This is a genomic window from Streptomyces sp. NPDC002793 (assembly GCF_040295485.1).
GTDB lineage: Bacteria > Actinomycetota > Actinomycetes > Streptomycetales > Streptomycetaceae > Streptomyces.
Genome location: NZ_JBEOVL010000016.1, coordinates 41,664 through 59,016 on the forward strand (window position 1 = coordinate 41,664; position 17,353 = coordinate 59,016).

Below are 17,353 nucleotides of genomic sequence, written 5' to 3' on the forward strand. Positions count from 1 at the left end.
CTCCTTCACAGGTGGCGGCGGCGGGCTGCGGTCTGCCGGTCGTACTCTTTCCTGGCCTCGACCGCCGACGGGCGGGTCGCGGTTTCGGCTACGGGAACATCCCACCACGCCTGTGCCGGCGGAGGCCCCGACACTGTGTCTGCCGTTTCGGTCTCGACGTAGACACAAGTGGGACGGTCCGCGCCGCGCGCCTCGGCGAGGGCTTCGCGCAGCTCCCCCACCGTCCCGGCACGCAGTACGTCCATGCCGAGCGAGGCCGCGTTGGCGGCGAGGTCGACGGGCAGCGGGGCGCCGGTGAACGCCCCTTCCGGGGTGCGGTACCGGTAGGCGGTGCCGAAGCGTTCGGCACCGACGGACTCGGAGAGGCCGCCGATGGACGCGTACCCGTGGTTCTGCAGGATGACGAGCTTGACGGGCAGGCCCTCCTGCACGGCGGTCACGATCTCGGTGGGGTTCATCAGGTAGGTGCCGTCGCCGACCAGCGCCCAGACGGGACGGCCCGGCGCCGCGAGCTGCACCCCGAGGGCGGCGGGGATCTCGTATCCCATGCAGGAGTAGCCGTATTCGACGTGGTACTGGCGGGGGGAGCGGGTCCGCCACAGCTTGTGCAGGTCACCGGGGAGGGAGCCCGCCGCGTTGATCAGGATGTCGTCCTCGGTGACCAGCTCGTCCAGCAGCCCGAGGACCTGTGCCTGGGTGGGCCGGGCGTCGGGGTCGTCGGCGGCGAAGGCCGCGTCGACCCGTTGTCCCCAGCGGTCCTTGGCGTCGGTGTACGCGCTCTCGTAGGCGGGGTCGACGTGGTGGCCCCGGGCGCCGAGGGCCTCGCCGAGCGCTTCGATCGCGGTGCGGGCGTCCGCGACGAGGGGCAGGGCGGCGAGCTTGTGGGCGTCGAAGCCGGTGATGTTCAGGTTGAGGAAGCGGACGGCGGGGTCGGCGAAGAGGGTGCCGGACGCGGTCGTGAAGTCGGTGTAGCGGGTGCCGATGCCGATGACCAGGTCGGCCTCGCGGGCGAGCGCGTCGGCCGTGGCGGTGCCGGTGTGGCCGATGCCGCCCACATCGGCGGGGTGGTCGTGGCGCAGGGAGCCCTTGCCGGCCTGGGTGGAGGCGACGGGGATGCGGGTGGCGGCGGCGAACGCGGCGAGGGCCTCCTCGGCGGCGCTGTGGTGGACGCCGCCGCCCGCGACGATCAGGGGGCGCCGCGCCGAGCGCACGGCGCGCACGGCCTGTTCCAGCTCGTACGGATCGGGGGCGGGCCTGCGGACGTTCCAGACGCGCGTCGCGAAGAACTCCGCCGGCCAGTCGTACGCCTCGGCCTGGACGTCCTGGGGCAGCGCGAGGGTGACGGCGCCGGTGTCCGCCGGGTCGGCGAGGGTGCGCATGGCCTGGAGGGCGGCCGGGATCAGGGCCTCGGGGCGGGTGATCCGGTCGAAGTAGCGGGAGACGGGGCGCAGGCAGTCGTTGACCGACACGTCGCCCGTGTGGGGCACTTCGAGCTGCTGGAGCACGGGGTCGGCGGGGCGGGTCGCGAAGGTGTCGCCGGGCAGGAGCAGTACCGGCAGGCGGTTGACGGTGGCGAGCGCGGCACCGGTGACGAGGTTGGTGGCGCCGGGGCCGATGGAGGTGGTGACGGCGTGGGCGGAGAGCCGGCCCGACTGGCGGGCGTATCCGACGGCGGCGTGCACCATGGCCTGTTCGCTGCGGCCCTGGAGATACGGCATCGCGGGGCCCGCTTCGACGAGGGCCTGCCCGATGCCGGCGACGTTGCCGTGGCCGAAGATGCCCCAGGTGGCGTCGATCAGGCGGTGCCGGCGGCCGTCACGCTCGGTGTACTGGCGGGCGAGGAAGGCGATGAGGGCCTGGGCGGTGGTGAGCCTGCGGGTCGGCATCGCGGTGGTGCGGGGCGTGCTCTGCGGTGTGGTCACCGGGTGGCCTCCGGGCCGGGGAGCGGCAGTCGTGGGTCGACGGGCTGGGCGGGCCAGGTGTCGCGGATCCAGCGGTGGTCCGGATGGTCGCGGATCAGCCACTCACGCTGCTCGCCCGGGCCGGCCATGACGTTCAGGTAGTACAGGGTGCGGCCCGGCGGGGCGATGGAGGGGCCGTGCCAGCCGTCGGGGATCAGGACGGCGTCCCCCGTGCCGACTTCGGCGAGGACGTCCGTGCCCCCGGGGCGGGACGGCGTGACCCGGTGGTAGCCGAGGCCGTCGCCCTCGACCTCGAAGTAGTAGATCTCCTCCAGCACGGATTCGGTGCCGGGGTGGTGCTCGTCGTGCTTGTGCGGCGGGTAGGAGGACCAGTTGCCGCCGGGGGTGAGGACCTCGACGGCGATGAGCCGGTCGCAGTCGAAGGTGTCGGCGGCGGCGAAGTTGTTCACCTGGCGCGAGCAGGCTCCGGCGCCGCGGAGCTCGACCGGTACCTCCGGCGCGGGGCCGTAGCGAGCGGGGAGTCGTCGCTCGCACTTCGCTCCTGCCAGGGCGAAGCGGCCTCCTGCGCCGGAGGCGATCTGGGCGCGGGCGTCACGTGGGACGTAGGCGAAATCGGTCACCGCGCCGAACACGTCTGTTCTGCCCAGCAGTTCAAAGATCTCACCTGCTGCCCGCACGGTACAGCCACCGGACAACGGAAGGATGATCCATTCGCTCTCCCCGGTTACCAGCGTATGAACACCACCTGGCTCCAGCTCGAGGACGCGCAGGCTCGACCGCTCCCACCCGGCGCGCTCCGGGCCGATGTCGAGGGCGTAGGGGCCCTGTGCGGTCTCGCCGGCCCTGAGGTGGTGTCTCCGCTGCTCTTCGGTCGTCGTCATGGCCGCATCCCTACCCGTCGTCCCGCTCGCTCACAGAGGCTCGTTCACAGAAGTCCCACGGCGGTGTCGACCGCGCCGGTCACGTCCCCGTCGGCGGGGTAGAGCAGTGAGCGGCCCACCACCAGCCCCTGGACGGTCGGCAGCCGCAGCGCGCCGCGCCATCGCTCGTACGCCGTGTCCGGGTCTCCGGTGACCTCGCCGCCGAGCAGCACGGCGGGGAGGGTCGAGGCCCGCATCACGCGGGCCATGTCCTCGGGGTCGTCGGTGACGGGGACCTTGAGCCAGGTGTACGCGGACGTTCCGCCGAGGCCCGAGGCGATGGCGATGGAGGTGGTGACGGCTGCGGCCGTCAGGTCGGTGCGGAGGCCGTCCCGGGTGCGGTGGCAGAGGAACGGCTCGACGAAGACCGGCAGTCGGAGGGCGGCCATCTCGTCCACCGTGCGCGCGGCGGTGTGCAGGGTGTCCAGGGAGCCCGGGTCGTCGTGGTCGATCCTGAGCAGGAGTTTGCCCGCGTCGTAGCCGTGGCGGGAGAGGTCGGCGGGGCGGTGGCCCGTGAAGCGGTCGTCGAGCTCGAAGGCGGCTCCCGCGAGGCCGCCGCGGTTCATCGAGCCGAGGACGACCTTGTCCTCCAGCGCGCCGAGGAGCAGGAGGTCCTCCAGGACGTCGGCACCCGCGAGGACTCCGTCGACGCCGGGGCGTGCCAGGGCGAGGCACAGGCGTTCCAGCAGGTCGAAGCGGTCGGCCATGGCCAGGTCGTCGTCTCCGACGGCGAGGGCGCCGCGGGCCGGATGGTCCGCCGCGATGATCATCAGCCGTCCGGAGGGTCCGACGAGGGGGCGTCGGCGGCGGGCGGCTGCGGACTCCGCGACGGCCTCGGGGCGGTGGGTGCGCAGCCGTACGAGATCGGCGACGCCGGCCGCGGCGGGCGGGGTCATCGGGTGTCTCCGGTGGCCGCGCCGACCACGCCGTCGGCCAGGGCCTGTTCCACCTCGTGCGGGTACGGCATCGCGGACGAACAGGCGAGGCGGGAGGCGACGATGGCCCCGGCGGCGTTGGCGTAGCGCATGACGTGTTTGGTGTCCCAGCCGGCCAGGAGCCCGTGGCAGAGGGCGCCGCCGAAGGCGTCCCCGGCGCCCAGCCCGTTCACGACGTCGACGGGGAGGGGCGGGATCTCGGCGGTGGTGCCGTCACGGTGGACGGCGAGGACACCCGCCGGGCCCTGTTTGACGACGGCGAGTTCGGGTCCGGCGGCGAGCAGGGCGCGGGCGGCCCTGTGCGGTTCGCGCTCCCCGGTGGCGATCTCGCACTCGTCGAGGTTGCCGACGGCGACCGTGGCGTGGGCGAGCGCCTCGCGGTAGTGGGCCCGGGCGGTCTCCTCGTCACCGTCCTTGCCCTCGCCCCAGAACACGGGGCGCCAGTCGAGGTCGAAGACGGTGACGCGCGGCTGCCCGGGCGCGTCCGGCGCCGTCGGCGCACCGCGGGCCCGGAGTGCGGTGAGGGTCGCGGTGCGGCTGGGTTCGGCGCAGAGTCCGGTGCCGGTCATCCAGAAGACCCGGGCGGCCCGCACCGCGTCCAGGTCGAGTTCACCGCTGCGGATCTCCAGGTCGGGAGCCTTGGGCTGCCGGTAGAAGTAGAGGGGGAAGTGGTCCGGCGGGAAGATCTCGCAGAAGGTGACCGGGGTCGGGTACTCCGCCACGGCGCTCACCCACCGGTCGTCCACCCCGAACTCCCCCAGCGCCCGGTGGAGGTAGTCGCCGAAGGCGTCCCGGCCTGTCCGGGTGATCACCGCCGTACGCCGTCCCAGCCGGGAGGCGGCCACCGCCACGTTGGACGGCGAGCCCCCGAGGAACTTCCCGAACGTCTCGACCTCGGCCAGCGGCACACCGGTCTGCAGCGGGTAGATGTCCACCCCGATGCGCCCCATGGTGATCACGTCGTACGGCTCAGGCATACGCATCCCTTCGACGCGGTGCTCCGGCCCCGCGCGTCGCTCCGCGGGGACCGGTCACGGCCGGGCGGCCGCTCCCAGGTCTAGCCCTCGCCCGGGGCGCTGTCAACACTTTGTCCGGACATTCGGACGTACTCTTGACACTGTTCTCCGGGGGTTGGAGGGTGGGCGATATGACCTCCTCCGCACCCTCCCCGGCCCGCATCCGCATCGGTTCGGCACCCGATTCGTGGGGGGTGTGGTTCCCCGACGACCCGCAGCAGGTGTCCTGGGAGCGTTTCCTCGACGAGGTGTCCGAGGCGGGCTACGAGTGGATCGAACTCGGCCCGTACGGCTATCTGCCGACCGACCCCGCCCGGCTCGCGGACGAGACCGCCCGCCGGAACCTCGCCGTCTCCGCCGGGACCGTCTTCACCGGATTGCACCACGGTCCGGCGGTCTGGGACCGGACCTGGGAGCATGTCGCGGGCATCGCGGCACTCACCCGGGCGATGGGCGCCGGGCACCTGGTGGTCATCCCGTCGTTCTGGCGGGACGACAGGACGGGCGAGGTGCTGGAGGACCGCACGCTCACCCCCGCGCAGTGGCGTGACCTCACCACCCAGACGGAACGCCTGGGCCGCGAGGTGCGGGACCGCTACGGACTGCGGATCGTGGTGCACCCGCACGCCGACACGCACATCGACAGCGAGGAGAACGTCAACCGCTTCCTCGACGCCACCGATCCCGATCTGGTCTCCCTCTGCCTCGACACCGGCCACTACGCGTACTGCGGCGGGGACAGCGTGAAGCTCATCAGGACCTACGGCGAGCGGATCGGCTATCTGCACCTCAAGCAGGTCGACCCGGCTGTGCTCGCCGATGTCGTGGCGGACGAGGTGCCGTTCGGCCCGGCCGTGGCGCGCGGCGTGATGTGCGAGCCGCCGGGCGGAGTGCCCGCGCTCGAGCCCGTACTGGACGCCGCGCGCGCCCTGGGCACGGACCTGTTCGCCATCGTCGAGCAGGACATGTATCCCTGCCCGCCCGACAAGCCGCTGCCCATCGCACGCCGTACCCGTGAGTTCCTCCGCGCCTGCGGGCCCGCACGCCCGTCCTCCTGAGCCGCCCGCACCTCCGGATCCCGCCGGCGGGCCGGCACCGTCCTGGCCTGGACCGCGTCCCGGCCGGGCTGTCGCAGCGCTGAGCCCGGCCGCCCCGCACACCCACCCCCGCGCATGGCACCACCATGTCCGGCGTCGGATCGCGACGGGGGACGACCGTGAGCACGTCATACCCCCTAGGGGTATAGTGGATTCCGCGGGCCGGCACACCGGGCGCCCCCGACACCCCTCGCGCCACACCCGCCCCATCCACATGCACCAGCGAAGAGGAGAACGTCATGACCGCCGAGACCGACACGCCCCGGACCACCGGCTCCTGCTGCTCGTCCACCGACCCCCGCCACGACGGCGCGACCGGCGCCCCGGCTGAGGGTGTCACCACGGTGTACGAGGTGAAGGGCATGACCTGCGGCCACTGCGAAGGGGCGGTGTCCGAGGAGATCACGGAGATCGAGGGAGTCACCTCGGTGACGGCCGAGGCCGCCACCGGCCGGGTGACCGTCGCATCCGTCGCACCACTGGCGGACGACGCCGTACGCGCCGCCGTCGACGAGGCGGGTTACGAGCTCGTGGGCCGCGCCTGAAACCCGCCGAGGCGGCCAGGAGGGGGCACTCTCATGCCCGTTCATGAAGATCTCAAGGTGAACCGTGCCGCCGTTCGGCCGTGGAGGCGTACCCTGTGACCCATCGGAAGCAACCTCTTCCGGGGCTTCGGCCACCACGTGACCGCACCACCTCTTACGCGTTCACGCTGATCAGGCCCTTGATCACGGGAGCGGCGGCAGCATTCACGCCGATCTTCGGCGTGAGCTGACGGCCTGAGGTCGCACCCCTTCACACAATTTCCACAAAGAGACTTAGATCACACCGATTTGAGGGTAACCATCTGATGGGTTGGTGAGTCTAAGAGTGCGATGCCAAGGATGTCTTGGGGGACGTCCGATGGAGTGTCTTGGGGGACGCTCCTGGCAAGCGTTCGGCCGGGGCACGTCCACCGGGGAGCTTTGAGCGGCCCTCCCGTGCGTACGTACCCCGGCAGCCGCGCAGCAGGACCAACTGAATACGCACCACCGCAAGGACAACGGGAGTTTCAGGCTCCCTCCAGACGCCCGGCCGGATCCCGTGGGGGGAATCCGCTCCGGGATATGGGAAACGCCCTGTTCGTCGACCCGTGGGGGGATCGACGGCGGGGCGTTTCTCGCGTCCACGCACGGACGACGGCGGGCCCGGAACACGAGCGCGAGGGGGCCGGAGCGCCGAATCGCCCCGGACACCGCGCTCCGAGGGTTCGAGCGCGGCACGCGGGGCGAAGGATGCCGGCCGGGAGCGGCCGGTTACAGCAGCGGTCCTGAGAGCGTCAGCGGCCCTCGACCGGGACGAAGTCGCGCAGGACCTCGCCGGTGTAGATCTGGCGCGGGCGGCCGATGCGCGATCCCGGCTCCTTGATCATCTCGTGCCACTGGGCGATCCAGCCGGGAAGCCGGCCGAGCGCGAACAGCACGGTGAACATCTCGGTCGGGAAGCCCATCGCGCGGTAGATCAGGCCCGTGTAGAAGTCCACGTTGGGGTAGAGGTTGCGCGAGACGAAGTACTCGTCGGAGAGCGCGTGCTCCTCCAGCTTGAGCGCGATGTCGAGCAGCTCGTCGGACTTGCCGAGCGACGACAGCACGTCGTGGGCCGCGGCCTTGATGATCTTGGCGCGCGGGTCGAAGGACTTGTACACCCGGTGGCCGAAGCCCATCAGGCGGACGCCGTCCTCCTTGTTCTTCACCTTCTGGATGAAGCTGTCGACGTCGCCGCCGTTGGCCTGGATGCCCTCGAGCATCTCCAGCACCGACTGGTTGGCGCCACCGTGCAGCGGGCCCCACAGGGCCGAGATGCCGGCGGAGATCGAGGCGAACATGTTCGCCTGCGAGGAGCCGACCAGACGCACGGTGGAGGTCGAACAGTTCTGCTCGTGGTCCGCGTGCAGGATCAGCAGCTTCTCCAGCGCCGAGACGACGACCGGGTCCGGCACGTACTCCTGAGCCGGCACGGAGAAGGTCATGCGCAGGAAGTTCTCGACGTAACCGAGGTCGTTGCGCGGGTAGACGAACGGGTGACCGATCGACTTCTTGTACGCGTACGCCGCGATCGTCGGGAGCTTGGCCAGCAGCCGGATCGTCGAGAGGTGACGCTGCTCCTCGTCGAACGGGTTGTGGCTGTCCTGGTAGAACGTGGACAGCGCGCTGACGACCGAGGACAGCATGGCCATCGGGTGGGCGTCGCGCGGGAAGCCGTCGAAGAAGCGCTTGACGTCCTCGTGCAGCAGCGTGTGCTGGGTGATCTCGTTCTTGAAGGCCGCCAGCTCTTCGGCCTTGGGAAGGTCACCGTTGATCAGCGTGTACGCGACCTCGAGGAACGTCGAGCTCTCCGCAAGCTGCTCGATCGGGTATCCGCGGTACCGCAGGATGCCCTGCTCGCCGTCGAGATAGGTGATGGCGGATTTATACGCGGCCGTGTTGCCGTATCCGCTGTCCAGCGTGACCAGGCCCGTATTGGCCCGGAGCTTCCCGATATCGAAGCCCTTGTCGCCGACGGTGCTGTCGATCACCGGGTAGGTGTACTCGTCATCGCCGTACCGCAGTACTACAGCGTTGTTGGTGTGCTCGCTCACGTCATCCCTCACCGACGTAGTGCCTCTTCTTCGAGGTGCCCTGACTGTCTCCACCCTCCCCCATTTGGCGCAGGAGAGTGCACTCGGGGTCGTCCATTGGACCTACTGGCGGCACTGAGTGCCGTCAACTTTCTCATCCTGCCCGCTGAGATCCGGTTCCGGAAGGGCTCAGTGACGTATCCCACCGTTTTGATCGATCATTTTTTCGGAGGAGTCTTCGACGGTTCCGCCACGAAGCCGGAAATCCAGCGCCGTACAGCGCCTGCCAGCGGAAACAGTGCGGACGGCCTGCCCGATCGCCTTACGCGAACCGACCAGGACGACCAGCTTCTTGGCCCTGGTCACCGCGGTGTACAGCAGGTTCCGCTGGAGCATCATCCACGCGCTGGTGGTGACGGGGATGACGACCGCCGGGTACTCGCTGCCCTGCGAGCGGTGGATGGTCATCGCGTAGGCGTGGGACAGCTCGTCCAGCTCGTCGAATTCGTACGGGATCTCCTCGTCCTCGTCCGTGAGGACCGTCAGCTTCTGCTCGTCGACGTCGAGAGCGGTGACGACACCGACCGTGCCGTTGAAGACCCCGTTCTCCCCCTTGTCGTAGTTGTTCCGGATCTGGGTCACCTTGTCGCCGACCCGGAAGACCCGGCCGCCGAACCTCTTCTCCGGCAGGTCAGGCCGGCCCGGGGTGATGGCCTGCTGGAGCAGCCCGTTGAGATGACCGGCGCCTGCCGGGCCCCGGTGCATCGGGGCGAGGACCTGCACATCACGGCGGGGGTTCAGGCCGAACTTGGCGGGAATGCGACGCGCCGCCACGTCCACGGCGAGCACCCCGGCGTCCTCCGTCTCGTCCTCCACGAACAGGAAGAAGTCGTCCAGCCCCTGAGTCAGCGGAGGCACCCCGGAGTTGATCCGGTGGGCGTTGGTGACGACGCCGGACTTCTGGGCCTGTCGGAAGATCGTGGTCAGCCGGACCGCCGGGACCGGCCCGCCCTCGGCGAGCAGATCCCGCAGCACCTCCCCGGCGCCGACCGAGGGCAGCTGGTCCACATCGCCGACGAGCAGGAGGTGCGCACCGGGTGCCACCGCCTTGACGAGCTTGTTGGCAAGGAGCAGGTCGAGCATCGACGCCTCGTCGACGACGACCAGGTCGGCGTCCAGCGGCCGGTCACGGTCGTACGCCGCGTCCCCGCCCGGCTTCAGCTCCAGCAGCCGGTGCACGGTGGACGCCTCGGCCCCGGTCAGCTCCGAGAGCCGCTTCGCGGCCCGCCCGGTGGGCGCGGCCAGCACCACCTTGGCGTTCTTGGCGCGGGCCAGCTCGACCACGGAACGGACGGTGAACGACTTCCCGCAGCCGGGACCGCCGGTGAGGACGGCGACCTTCCTGCTGAGCGCGAGCCGCACGGCCGCCTCCTGCTCGGGCGCCAGAGACGCCCCCGTACGCCGCGCGAGCCAGGCCAGCGCCTTCTCCCAGTCGACGTCCTGGAAGCCCGGCATCCGGTCCTCCGGCGTACGCAGCAGCCGCTGCACCTGGGCGGCCAGCGAGATCTCGGCCCGGTGGAAGGGGACCAGATACACGGCGGTGACCGGCTGCCCGTCCTCGGGACCCGGCACCTTCTCCCGTACGACGCCCTCAGGATCCTCGGCGAGCTCGGCCAGACAGTCGATGACGAGCCCGGTGTCGACCTGGAGCAGCTTCACCCCGTCCGCGATCAGCCGTTCCTCGGGCAGGAAGCAGTGCCCCTGGTCCGTGGACTGCGACAGGGCGTACTGAAGCCCTGCCTTGACCCGCTCCGGGCTGTCGTGCGGAATCCCGACGGCCTGCGCGATGCGGTCGGCGGTGAGGAAGCCGATGCCCCAGACGTCGGCGGCCAGCCGGTAGGGCTGGTTCTTGACGACGCCGATCGAGGCGTCCCCGTACTTCTTGTAGATGCGCACGGCGATGGAGGTCGAGACACCGACGCTCTGGAGGAAGATCATCACCTCCTTGATCGCCTTCTGCTCCTCCCAGGCCGCGGCGATCATCTTCGTCCGCTTCGGCCCGAGCCCGGGCACCTCGACGAGCCTCTTCGGCTCCTGCTCGATGATGTCCAGGGTGTCCACGCCGAAGTGGGTGGTGATCCGGTCGGCCATGACCGGCCCGATGCCCTTGATCAGCCCTGAGCCGAGATAACGGCGGATGCCCTGGATGGTGGCGGGGAGGACCGTCGTGTAGTTCTCGACGGTGAACTGCCTGCCGAACTGCGGGTGGGAGCCCCAACGCCCCTCCATCCGCAGCGACTCACCGGGCTGGGCACCGAGCAGCGACCCGACGACGGTGAGCAGATCGCCCGCCCCTCGCCCGGTGTCGACGCGGGCGACCGTGTACCCGTTCTCCTCGTTGGCGTAGGTGATCCGCTCCAGGACACCTTCGAGGACGGCGGTGTTGGACATGTGCCGACGGTATCCGTTGCGACCGACAGCCCGCAGGGACCCCGCCCCTGCGGGGGCCGCAGGACCGCCGGCGTGACGGCGCCACCCCGGCGTACCGCTCCGCTCCGTCGGGCCGGGACGGAGCCGGGACCGGAACGGGAACGGCGGGATCCATGGTGTTCCCAGACCGAGTCATCCGACCCGAGAGGGCAGCACCGTGATCTCCACCCTTGCTCCGCCCCACGCAGTGGACGTGTACGCCGGTCTTCGGGCCGGTCTCGACCGGCTGAAGGCGGAAGGCCTCTACCGTGACTTCGTCGCCTGTTCCTACCTCGCGGAGGACCGGGGGCACGCGCTGCACCAGGGACGCCGCATCCAGGTGTGGTGCACCAACGACTACCTGGGCATGAGCCAGCACCCGGAGGTGATGCGGGCCCAGATCGCCTCCACCCTGCGGCACGGAACCGGCAACGGCGGCTCCCGCAACATCGCGGGAACCAGCGAGGCGCACGTGGAGCTGGAGGCGCTGCTCGCCGTCTGGCACCGCAAGGAGCGGGCTCTGGTCTTCACCAGCGGTTACGTCGCCAACGTCGAGACCCTGTCCACCCTGTTGCGCGCCGAGCCGGAGACGATGGTGTTCTCGGACGCGCTCAACCACCGCTCCCTGATCGAGGGTGTGCGGACCTCGGGCAACACCAAGTACATCTTCGCCCACAACGACCTGACGGACCTCGAACTCGCGCTCGCCGCACAGCCCCTGGACCGCCCGAAACTGATCGTCTTCGAGTCGGTGTACTCGATGGACGGCGACATCGCGCCCATCCGCGAGATCTGCGACCTGGCCGAGCGCTACAACGCGCAGACCTACCTCGACGAGACCCACGCGATCGGTGTGTCCGGGGCGACCGGAGCCGGCATCTGCGAGGCGATCGGCGAGACCCGGGCGACCTTCGTCCAGGGAGTGTTCGGCAAGGCCGTGGGCAGCACCGGCGGCTATGTGGCCGGGCCCGACGTCCCCCTGGACTACGTGCGGTCCCACGCCCCGGGGTTCATCTTCACCACGACCATTCCCCGGGCCTCCCTGGACGCCGTCCTGGCGAGCCTGTCCGTGATCCGTGGTCCCGAGGGCGTCGTCATGCGGGCGGCACTGGGCGCCAACGCCGACCTGATGCGCCGCCGGCTCACCGAGGCGGGCATCACCCACGTCCCCGCGCCCACCCATCTCGTCCCGGTCCTGGTTCCTGGCGGCGAACGGGTCAAGCGCATCTCCCGCCGGCTGCTGGACGAGTTCTCCGTCTACGTGCAGCCGATCAACTTCCCGTCGGTGCCGAAGGGCGGCGAGCGCTTCCGCGTGACCGTCGCCCCCTTCCGTACGGAAGCGCAGATCGACCGGTTCGTCGAGGCGCTCGCGAAGTGCCTGGCGGACGACCCCAGCTGAAGCTGTTTCCCCACTTTCCGACCAAGGAGACAAAGCGACCATGACCATGACCGAGACCATGACCGAGAGCACCGTCCGGATCAACGACCTCACGCCGTTCATCGGAGCGGAGATGACCGGGGCGACGTACGAGGACCTCCTGGACCCGGTGCTCTGGGACAGGGTGACCACGCTGCTGCACGAGCGGGAGCTGGTCGTCATCCGCTCCCTGGACATCACCCCGGAGCAGCAGATCGAGCTGGCGAACCGCATCGGCCGGCCCAAGCCCTTCCTGATGGCGAAGTACCGCCACCCGGAGCACGAGGAGATCATGATCTCCTCGAACGCCAAGAAGAACGACATGGCGATCGGTGTCGCCCGGGTCGGCAACTTCTGGCACCAGGACTCCACCTACCAGCAGGAGGCGCCGCCCTACACGATGCTGCACGGCGTCGACGTCCCGGGCGACAGCGGCCACACCCTGTACGCCAACGCGGCCGACGTCTACGACCGCCTGCCCCAGGAGTGGAAGGCGAAGGTCGAGGGCCGCGTCGCGGTGCACACCGTCTCCAAGCGCCAGCGGATCTCCCCCGAGCACGCCGGCCTTTCCATCGCGGAGTTCAAGGCGCTGGTGGAGGAGCAGCACCCGCCCGTCCAGCACCCGCTGATCAAGACGGACCCCACCACCGGCCGGCGCTACGTGTACGGCGCTCCGGAGTACATGGAGCGGGTGATCGGCTTCGACGCGAACGAGAACGAGGAGTTCTTCGCCCTGCTCGACCAGCTGATCCAGGACCCCGAGCGAGTGTACGAGCACCGGTGGACCCCTCGTGACCTGGTGGTCTGGAAGTGCGAGCTCACCTACCACGCGGCCACCGCGGTGGCGCCCGGTGTGGACCGCACCGTGCACCGCGTGAGCATCGAGGCGAGGGATCCGTGGGCGGCATAGTCGACTTCGACGTGTGCTTCCCGTCCGCGACGGCGGACATCCGGGACATGCATCTGGTCTCGGGTGTGCCCGTCGCGGACCTCGCGGCCATCACCCACACCGAGTCGTTCCCGGTCCTCGCGGACGGGGAGGCGTCCTCGGACCTGGCCCTGAGGGCGGCCTCCCGACTGCTGGACCGGCTCGGTACCGACCGCTCGGCCATCCGGGAGGTGGTCTACGCGGGCTCCGGCGAATGGGACATCCCGTTCTGGTCGCCGGCCGCCAGGGTGGCCGGCGAGCTCGACATCAGGAACGCGCACTGCTACGAGGTCGGGAACTTCTGCAACGCGGGCCTGACGGCGATCCGGCTGGCGGCCGAATCGTCCCGGCCGGGCGCGTACACGCTCGTCCTCATCGGGGACCGGCTGAGCAGGATGGTGGACTACCGTGACCCGGATTCCAAGGCGCTCTTCAATTTCGGTGATGCGGGCGCGGCGGTACTGCTGGCGGATGACGGGTGCGCTTTCCGGGTCCTCCACTCGGCGATGCGCACCGATCCCCGCTGGTCCGACTACTACCACGGCGAGTGGCGCGACGGCCGTGTCGTCATTCGGCGGGGTGAACACCGGCGGGGGCTCGCGACCGCCTACGTGGAGAACTTCACCCGCCTGGTCGGCGAGACGCTGACGGTGACGGGACGCGAGACGGACGAGATCGCCTGGTTCCTGATCAACCAGGGCGACAAGGGGATGCACGAACGTCTGATGAAGACCCTCGGCATCCCCGCAGAGCGCAGCGTTTTCAACTACGGAAGGCTCGGCCACATGGGCGGAGCCGACACCTTGATCGCCCTGGACGACCTCATGGAGGAGAAGAAACTCCGTGAAGGGGATCTGATCCTGCTGGCCACCAGTGCCATGGGATTCAGCTGGGGCGTCACAGCCTTGGAGTACTCCGGATGAAGATTCTCGTGATCCACCAGGTCCCCTACCGCAAGATCTCCTACCACCTCGGCATCGACCACGACCGGCACGAGGTGACGTACGTCGGCCGTCCCGCGTCGCTGCGGCAGATCCCCGGTGACCTGCGCTGCTCGCGGATCCCGCTGGGGGAGGACGACGCCCTGGTCGACGGTGTGACGGCCCGTGTGCAGCCGTCGGACGGTTACGAGAAGGTGCTGTCACTCTCGGAGTTCGGGATCCTGGAGGCGGTGCACATACGCCGCCACCTGGGGCTGCCCGGCCCTTCGCCGGCCCGCGTCGAGCTCGTGCGGGACAAGGTCCGGATGAAGGAGGCCCTGGCGGGTTCCGGGATCCGGTACCCCCGTTTCGTGAGCGCGCCCCCCGCGTGCGGGCCGCTGCCGTGGAGCGGGAAGACCGTGCTCAAGCCGCGTGCCGGTGCCTCCAGCGAGGGCGTCATGGTGCTGGAGACGGCCCGGGAGGCACTCAGCGCCTACCGCAAGCTGCCCGACCCGGGGAACTACCAGCTCGAGGAGCACATCGAGGGCGACATCCTGCACATCGACGGGCTGATGCAGGACGGCCGGTTCCTGGAACTGGCGGCCAGCCGGTACGTCAACAAGCCGGTGGAGTTCGCGGGCGGTCTGCCGCTCGGCTCGCACCAGATCCCGCTGACCGAGGCGCACCGCGACCTCGCGTCGGAGGTGGCGACAGCCCTCGGTGTCGAGGACGGCTGCGTCCACCTGGAGGCGTTCCACACCGCCTCGGACGAGCTGGTCTTCCTGGAGGTCGCCAACCGGGTCGGCGGGGCCGGTGTGGTCACCGCGCACGAGCGGCGCTACGGCGTGCACCTGCCGTCCCACGAGATCGCCGTACGGCTGGGGCTGGAGCGTCCGCCGTCGGCGCCGCCCAGTGGCCGTTACCACGGCTGGCTGGCCTTCCCGGGCCATCACCTGCCCGCCGGCACGGCCGAGGTCGTGCTCCCCGCAGGTCTCGCCGGCCACCCCTGCGTGGACCAGCTGTACGTCCTGCCCCCCGACCGTCCGCTGCCCGGCCACATCACCTACCAGGAATGGGAGTGCCCGGTGTTCGTCGAGGCCTCGCACACCGACGCCGAGGAGCTGGGACGGTTCCTGCGCGCCTGCGCCGACGGCATCGCCGTCTTCTCCCGGTCCCGTGTCCACGCCGAGCTGGGGAGCGCGGCATGACACGCCATTACCCGACCGACCTCCTGCTGGCCGTGGGCCGTGTCCAGCGTGATCTGGCCTCCGACCCGGCCTCCGCGACGGCCCGTCTCCTGAAGGAGGCCGACCTCCTCGAACTCGGCTGTCTGTTCGACGCCGACGCGCTGGCGCAGGCCCTCGACGAAGCACTCGGCGGTCTCAGCCAGTTCCCCTACCGCCCGCTCACCGACACCGGGGACGTCTGGGAGCAGTCGCCCGTGGGCCACGTGCTCCTCGACGACACCAGGGCCGGCAACACGCTCCGGGGCCTGCTGCTGGCCTGGTCCGTGGGCAACTCGGTCACCGTCCGTACCGCCCGCCCCGGTCTGTGGCGCGACGTGTTCGACGTACTGCGCGAGCCCGGGTTCCCGCTGCCCGCGGCCCGGACGGCGGAGCCCGGAGCACGGGCCGAGGGCGTCGTGGTCACCGTTCCTGACCTGGTGGTGCTCTCCGGTGACTCGGCGACCGTCTCGGGCGAGCTGTACGCGGGATCCGGGCGCCCGGGGGTGCCCGCGGTCCGTATCCGCCTCACGCCCGGGGCGGACGGCCCGCAGGCGCCCGTCGCGGACCTCGACTGCCGCTCGCCCTGGTTCCGGGAGCTGTTCACCTCCGTCTACCTGGCCGGAACCTCGCTGGACGCCGCGCGTCACGGCGACCCCGACGGGGCGGCGCGGATGGACGCCCGGATCCGCTACCTCGTCGGAATGGCCCGCCGGACGGCCCACTACCGCGACCTGCCGCAGGTCGACGGGATGGCCGATCTGGCCCGGCTGCCCGTCCTGGAGAAGGCGACGCTGGAGGCCGGCTCGCTGCCTCGCGCCCGGGCCATGTCCAGCGGTGACGGTCCGAGCGGAGAGGTGCTGCGCAGCGGGGCCTCCGGCGGGGAGCCGCGGTACATCGTCTACTCGCGGACCGATTGGGAGAACATGGTCCGCGAGGCGATCCCGCTGCTCCGGGCTCTGGGCATCCACAACGGTGACCGGGTCCTCAACGCGCTGGTCGGGGGCAGTCTGTACGGCGGCCTCATGACGACGTCGAGCGAGCTGACCCGGATGCGGGTGGAAGCGTTCTCGGCCGGGCAGCAGGTCACCGCGGACCTGCTGCTGATGCTGACCCGCGACTTCTCGGTGAACGTCCTGCTGGGTCAGCCCGCCGTCGTCCTGCCCCTGCTCCGTGAGGCCAGGCGGAGGGATCCGGGGCTGCGCCTGGAGAAGGTCGTCTACGGTGGCACCCCGATGACAGAGTCCGACAAACAGTGGCTGCGCGACGAGCTCGGCACACGGTCGATCACGAGCATCCTGGCCGCCAACGACGGGGCCCAGATCGGCTACCAGTGCGAGCGGCTCGGCGGCACGCTGCACCACGTCAACGACGACTACAACCTCGTCGAAGTGGTCGGCGAGGACGACCAGCCCCTGCCGGACGGGGAGACCGGGCATCTGCTGATCACCTCCATGCAGAAGTTCGAGGGACCGCTGATCCGCTACCGCATCGGTGACATCGGCAGGATGGACGTCCGTGAATGCCCCTGCGGGGTGTCCGGACGCGTGCTGGAATACCTCGGGCGCAGCGACGGGCTGCTGAAGTTCAAGTCGGCGACGGTGCTCTACGGCGACATCCTCGCCGCGCTGGAGGAGTTCCGGGTGTCCCAGCTCCAGGCGGAACTGATGACGCGGGAGGGCACCGAGACGCTCGTGCTGCGCACCGAGTCGCGCGACGAGCTGGACCCGGACGTCCTGCGGGCCGCGCTCGCCGAGGCGTTCCCGCCCCTGAGCGACGCCCACCTCTACGACGACGGGCTGCGGATGTTCGAGCTCGTCGTCGAGTGCCACCCCGAGGGGGCGCTGGAGCGGAACGCGGTCAGCGGCAAGATCCGGACCGTCATCGACCGCCGGCTGGGCTGACGGCTC

General features: G+C 70.4%; 13 protein-coding genes. 7 read left to right on the top strand and 6 right to left on the bottom strand.

Going from position 1 to position 17,353, the window contains the following annotated elements:
* Positions 1-5: 5 nt before the first annotated feature.
* Genes iolD through iolC form a run of 4 tightly spaced genes read right to left on the bottom strand, consistent with a single transcriptional unit; the run spans position 6 to position 4,754 of the window.
* Positions 6-1,886 (bottom strand): 3D-(3,5/4)-trihydroxycyclohexane-1,2-dione acylhydrolase (decyclizing), encoded by a 1,881-nt coding sequence (gene iolD, locus ABT001_RS17845; RefSeq protein WP_351278351.1) that lies wholly within the window; start codon positions 1,884-1,886, stop codon positions 6-8.
* A 32-nt stretch (positions 1,887-1,918) separates the two neighbouring features.
* Entirely contained in the window at positions 1,919-2,803 is an 885-nt protein-coding gene (gene iolB, locus ABT001_RS17850) for a 5-deoxy-glucuronate isomerase (RefSeq protein ID WP_351278079.1), read from the bottom strand.
* A 44-nt stretch (positions 2,804-2,847) separates the two neighbouring features.
* Positions 2,848-3,738: a Cgl0159 family (beta/alpha)8-fold protein gene (locus ABT001_RS17855; protein ID WP_351278082.1), complete on the bottom strand. Its 891-nt coding sequence runs from the start codon at positions 3,736-3,738 to the stop codon at positions 2,848-2,850.
* Positions 3,735-4,754: a 5-dehydro-2-deoxygluconokinase gene (gene iolC / locus ABT001_RS17860; protein WP_351278084.1), complete on the bottom strand. Its 1,020-nt coding sequence runs from the start codon at positions 4,752-4,754 to the stop codon at positions 3,735-3,737. The genes ABT001_RS17855 and iolC overlap by 4 nt, the downstream gene beginning before the upstream one ends.
* A gap of 170 nt (positions 4,755-4,924) precedes the next feature.
* On the opposite strand from iolC, the gene ABT001_RS17865 reads away from it, so the two are divergent.
* A complete protein-coding gene (locus ABT001_RS17865; RefSeq protein WP_351278086.1) occupies positions 4,925-5,851 on the top strand; it encodes a sugar phosphate isomerase/epimerase family protein in 927 nt (308 codons plus the stop codon).
* Positions 5,852-6,129: 278 nt separating this feature from the next.
* Positions 6,130-6,435, top strand: coding sequence for a heavy-metal-associated domain-containing protein (locus tag ABT001_RS17870; RefSeq protein ID WP_351278089.1), 306 nt, complete (start codon positions 6,130-6,132; stop codon positions 6,433-6,435).
* 773 nt (positions 6,436-7,208) lie between these two features.
* Here the strand turns inward: ABT001_RS17870 and ABT001_RS17875 are convergent.
* Positions 7,209-8,507: a citrate synthase gene (locus tag ABT001_RS17875; protein ID WP_351278092.1), complete on the bottom strand. Its 1,299-nt coding sequence runs from the start codon at positions 8,505-8,507 to the stop codon at positions 7,209-7,211.
* 168 nt (positions 8,508-8,675) lie between these two features.
* The gene (recD2, locus tag ABT001_RS17880) at positions 8,676-10,937 is read right to left on the bottom strand and encodes an SF1B family DNA helicase RecD2 (RefSeq protein WP_351278095.1); all 2,262 of its coding nucleotides are present in this window, start codon (positions 10,935-10,937) and stop codon (positions 8,676-8,678) included.
* A 196-nt stretch (positions 10,938-11,133) separates the two neighbouring features.
* On the opposite strand from recD2, the gene hemA reads away from it, so the two are divergent.
* Genes hemA through ABT001_RS17905 form a run of 5 tightly spaced genes read left to right on the top strand, consistent with a single transcriptional unit; the run spans position 11,134 to position 17,347 of the window.
* Positions 11,134-12,354: a 5-aminolevulinate synthase gene (gene hemA / locus ABT001_RS17885; protein WP_351278098.1), complete on the top strand. Its 1,221-nt coding sequence runs from the start codon at positions 11,134-11,136 to the stop codon at positions 12,352-12,354.
* A gap of 40 nt (positions 12,355-12,394) precedes the next feature.
* Positions 12,395-13,282: a TauD/TfdA dioxygenase family protein gene (locus ABT001_RS17890; RefSeq protein ID WP_351278101.1), complete on the top strand. Its 888-nt coding sequence runs from the start codon at positions 12,395-12,397 to the stop codon at positions 13,280-13,282.
* On the top strand, positions 13,270-14,223 hold the full coding sequence (locus ABT001_RS17895; RefSeq protein ID WP_351278104.1) for a 3-oxoacyl-ACP synthase III family protein: 954 nt from the start codon (positions 13,270-13,272) through the stop codon (positions 14,221-14,223). Before ABT001_RS17890 ends, ABT001_RS17895 begins: the two co-directional genes overlap by 13 nt.
* Positions 14,220-15,428, top strand: coding sequence for an ATP-grasp domain-containing protein (locus ABT001_RS17900; RefSeq protein WP_351278107.1), 1,209 nt, complete (start codon positions 14,220-14,222; stop codon positions 15,426-15,428). Before ABT001_RS17895 ends, ABT001_RS17900 begins: the two co-directional genes overlap by 4 nt.
* Complete coding sequence (locus tag ABT001_RS17905; protein WP_351278110.1) at positions 15,425-17,347, top strand: phenylacetate--CoA ligase family protein; 1,923 nt, start codon at positions 15,425-15,427, stop codon at positions 17,345-17,347. The genes ABT001_RS17900 and ABT001_RS17905 overlap by 4 nt, the downstream gene beginning before the upstream one ends.
* Positions 17,348-17,353 lie beyond the last annotated feature (6 nt).

What these genes read in the sequence shown, in the direction of transcription:
- ABT001_RS17865 (WP_351278086.1), top strand. Translation starts at nt 4,925, where the DNA reads ATGACCTCCTCCGCACCCTCCCCGGCCCGCATCCGCATCGGTTCGGCA.
- iolD (WP_351278351.1), bottom strand. Translation starts at nt 1,886, where the DNA reads ATGCCGACCCGCAGGCTCACCACCGCCCAGGCCCTCATCGCCTTCCTC.
- iolC (WP_351278084.1), bottom strand. Translation starts at nt 4,754, where the DNA reads ATGCCTGAGCCGTACGACGTGATCACCATGGGGCGCATCGGGGTGGAC.
- recD2 (WP_351278095.1), bottom strand. Translation starts at nt 10,937, where the DNA reads ATGTCCAACACCGCCGTCCTCGAAGGTGTCCTGGAGCGGATCACCTAC.
- ABT001_RS17905 (WP_351278110.1), top strand. Translation starts at nt 15,425, where the DNA reads ATGACACGCCATTACCCGACCGACCTCCTGCTGGCCGTGGGCCGTGTC.
- iolB (WP_351278079.1), bottom strand. Translation starts at nt 2,803, where the DNA reads ATGACGACGACCGAAGAGCAGCGGAGACACCACCTCAGGGCCGGCGAG.
- ABT001_RS17855 (WP_351278082.1), bottom strand. Translation starts at nt 3,738, where the DNA reads ATGACCCCGCCCGCCGCGGCCGGCGTCGCCGATCTCGTACGGCTGCGC.
- ABT001_RS17900 (WP_351278107.1), top strand. Translation starts at nt 14,220, where the DNA reads ATGAAGATTCTCGTGATCCACCAGGTCCCCTACCGCAAGATCTCCTAC.
- ABT001_RS17870 (WP_351278089.1), top strand. Translation starts at nt 6,130, where the DNA reads ATGACCGCCGAGACCGACACGCCCCGGACCACCGGCTCCTGCTGCTCG.
- ABT001_RS17890 (WP_351278101.1), top strand. Translation starts at nt 12,395, where the DNA reads ATGACCATGACCGAGACCATGACCGAGAGCACCGTCCGGATCAACGAC.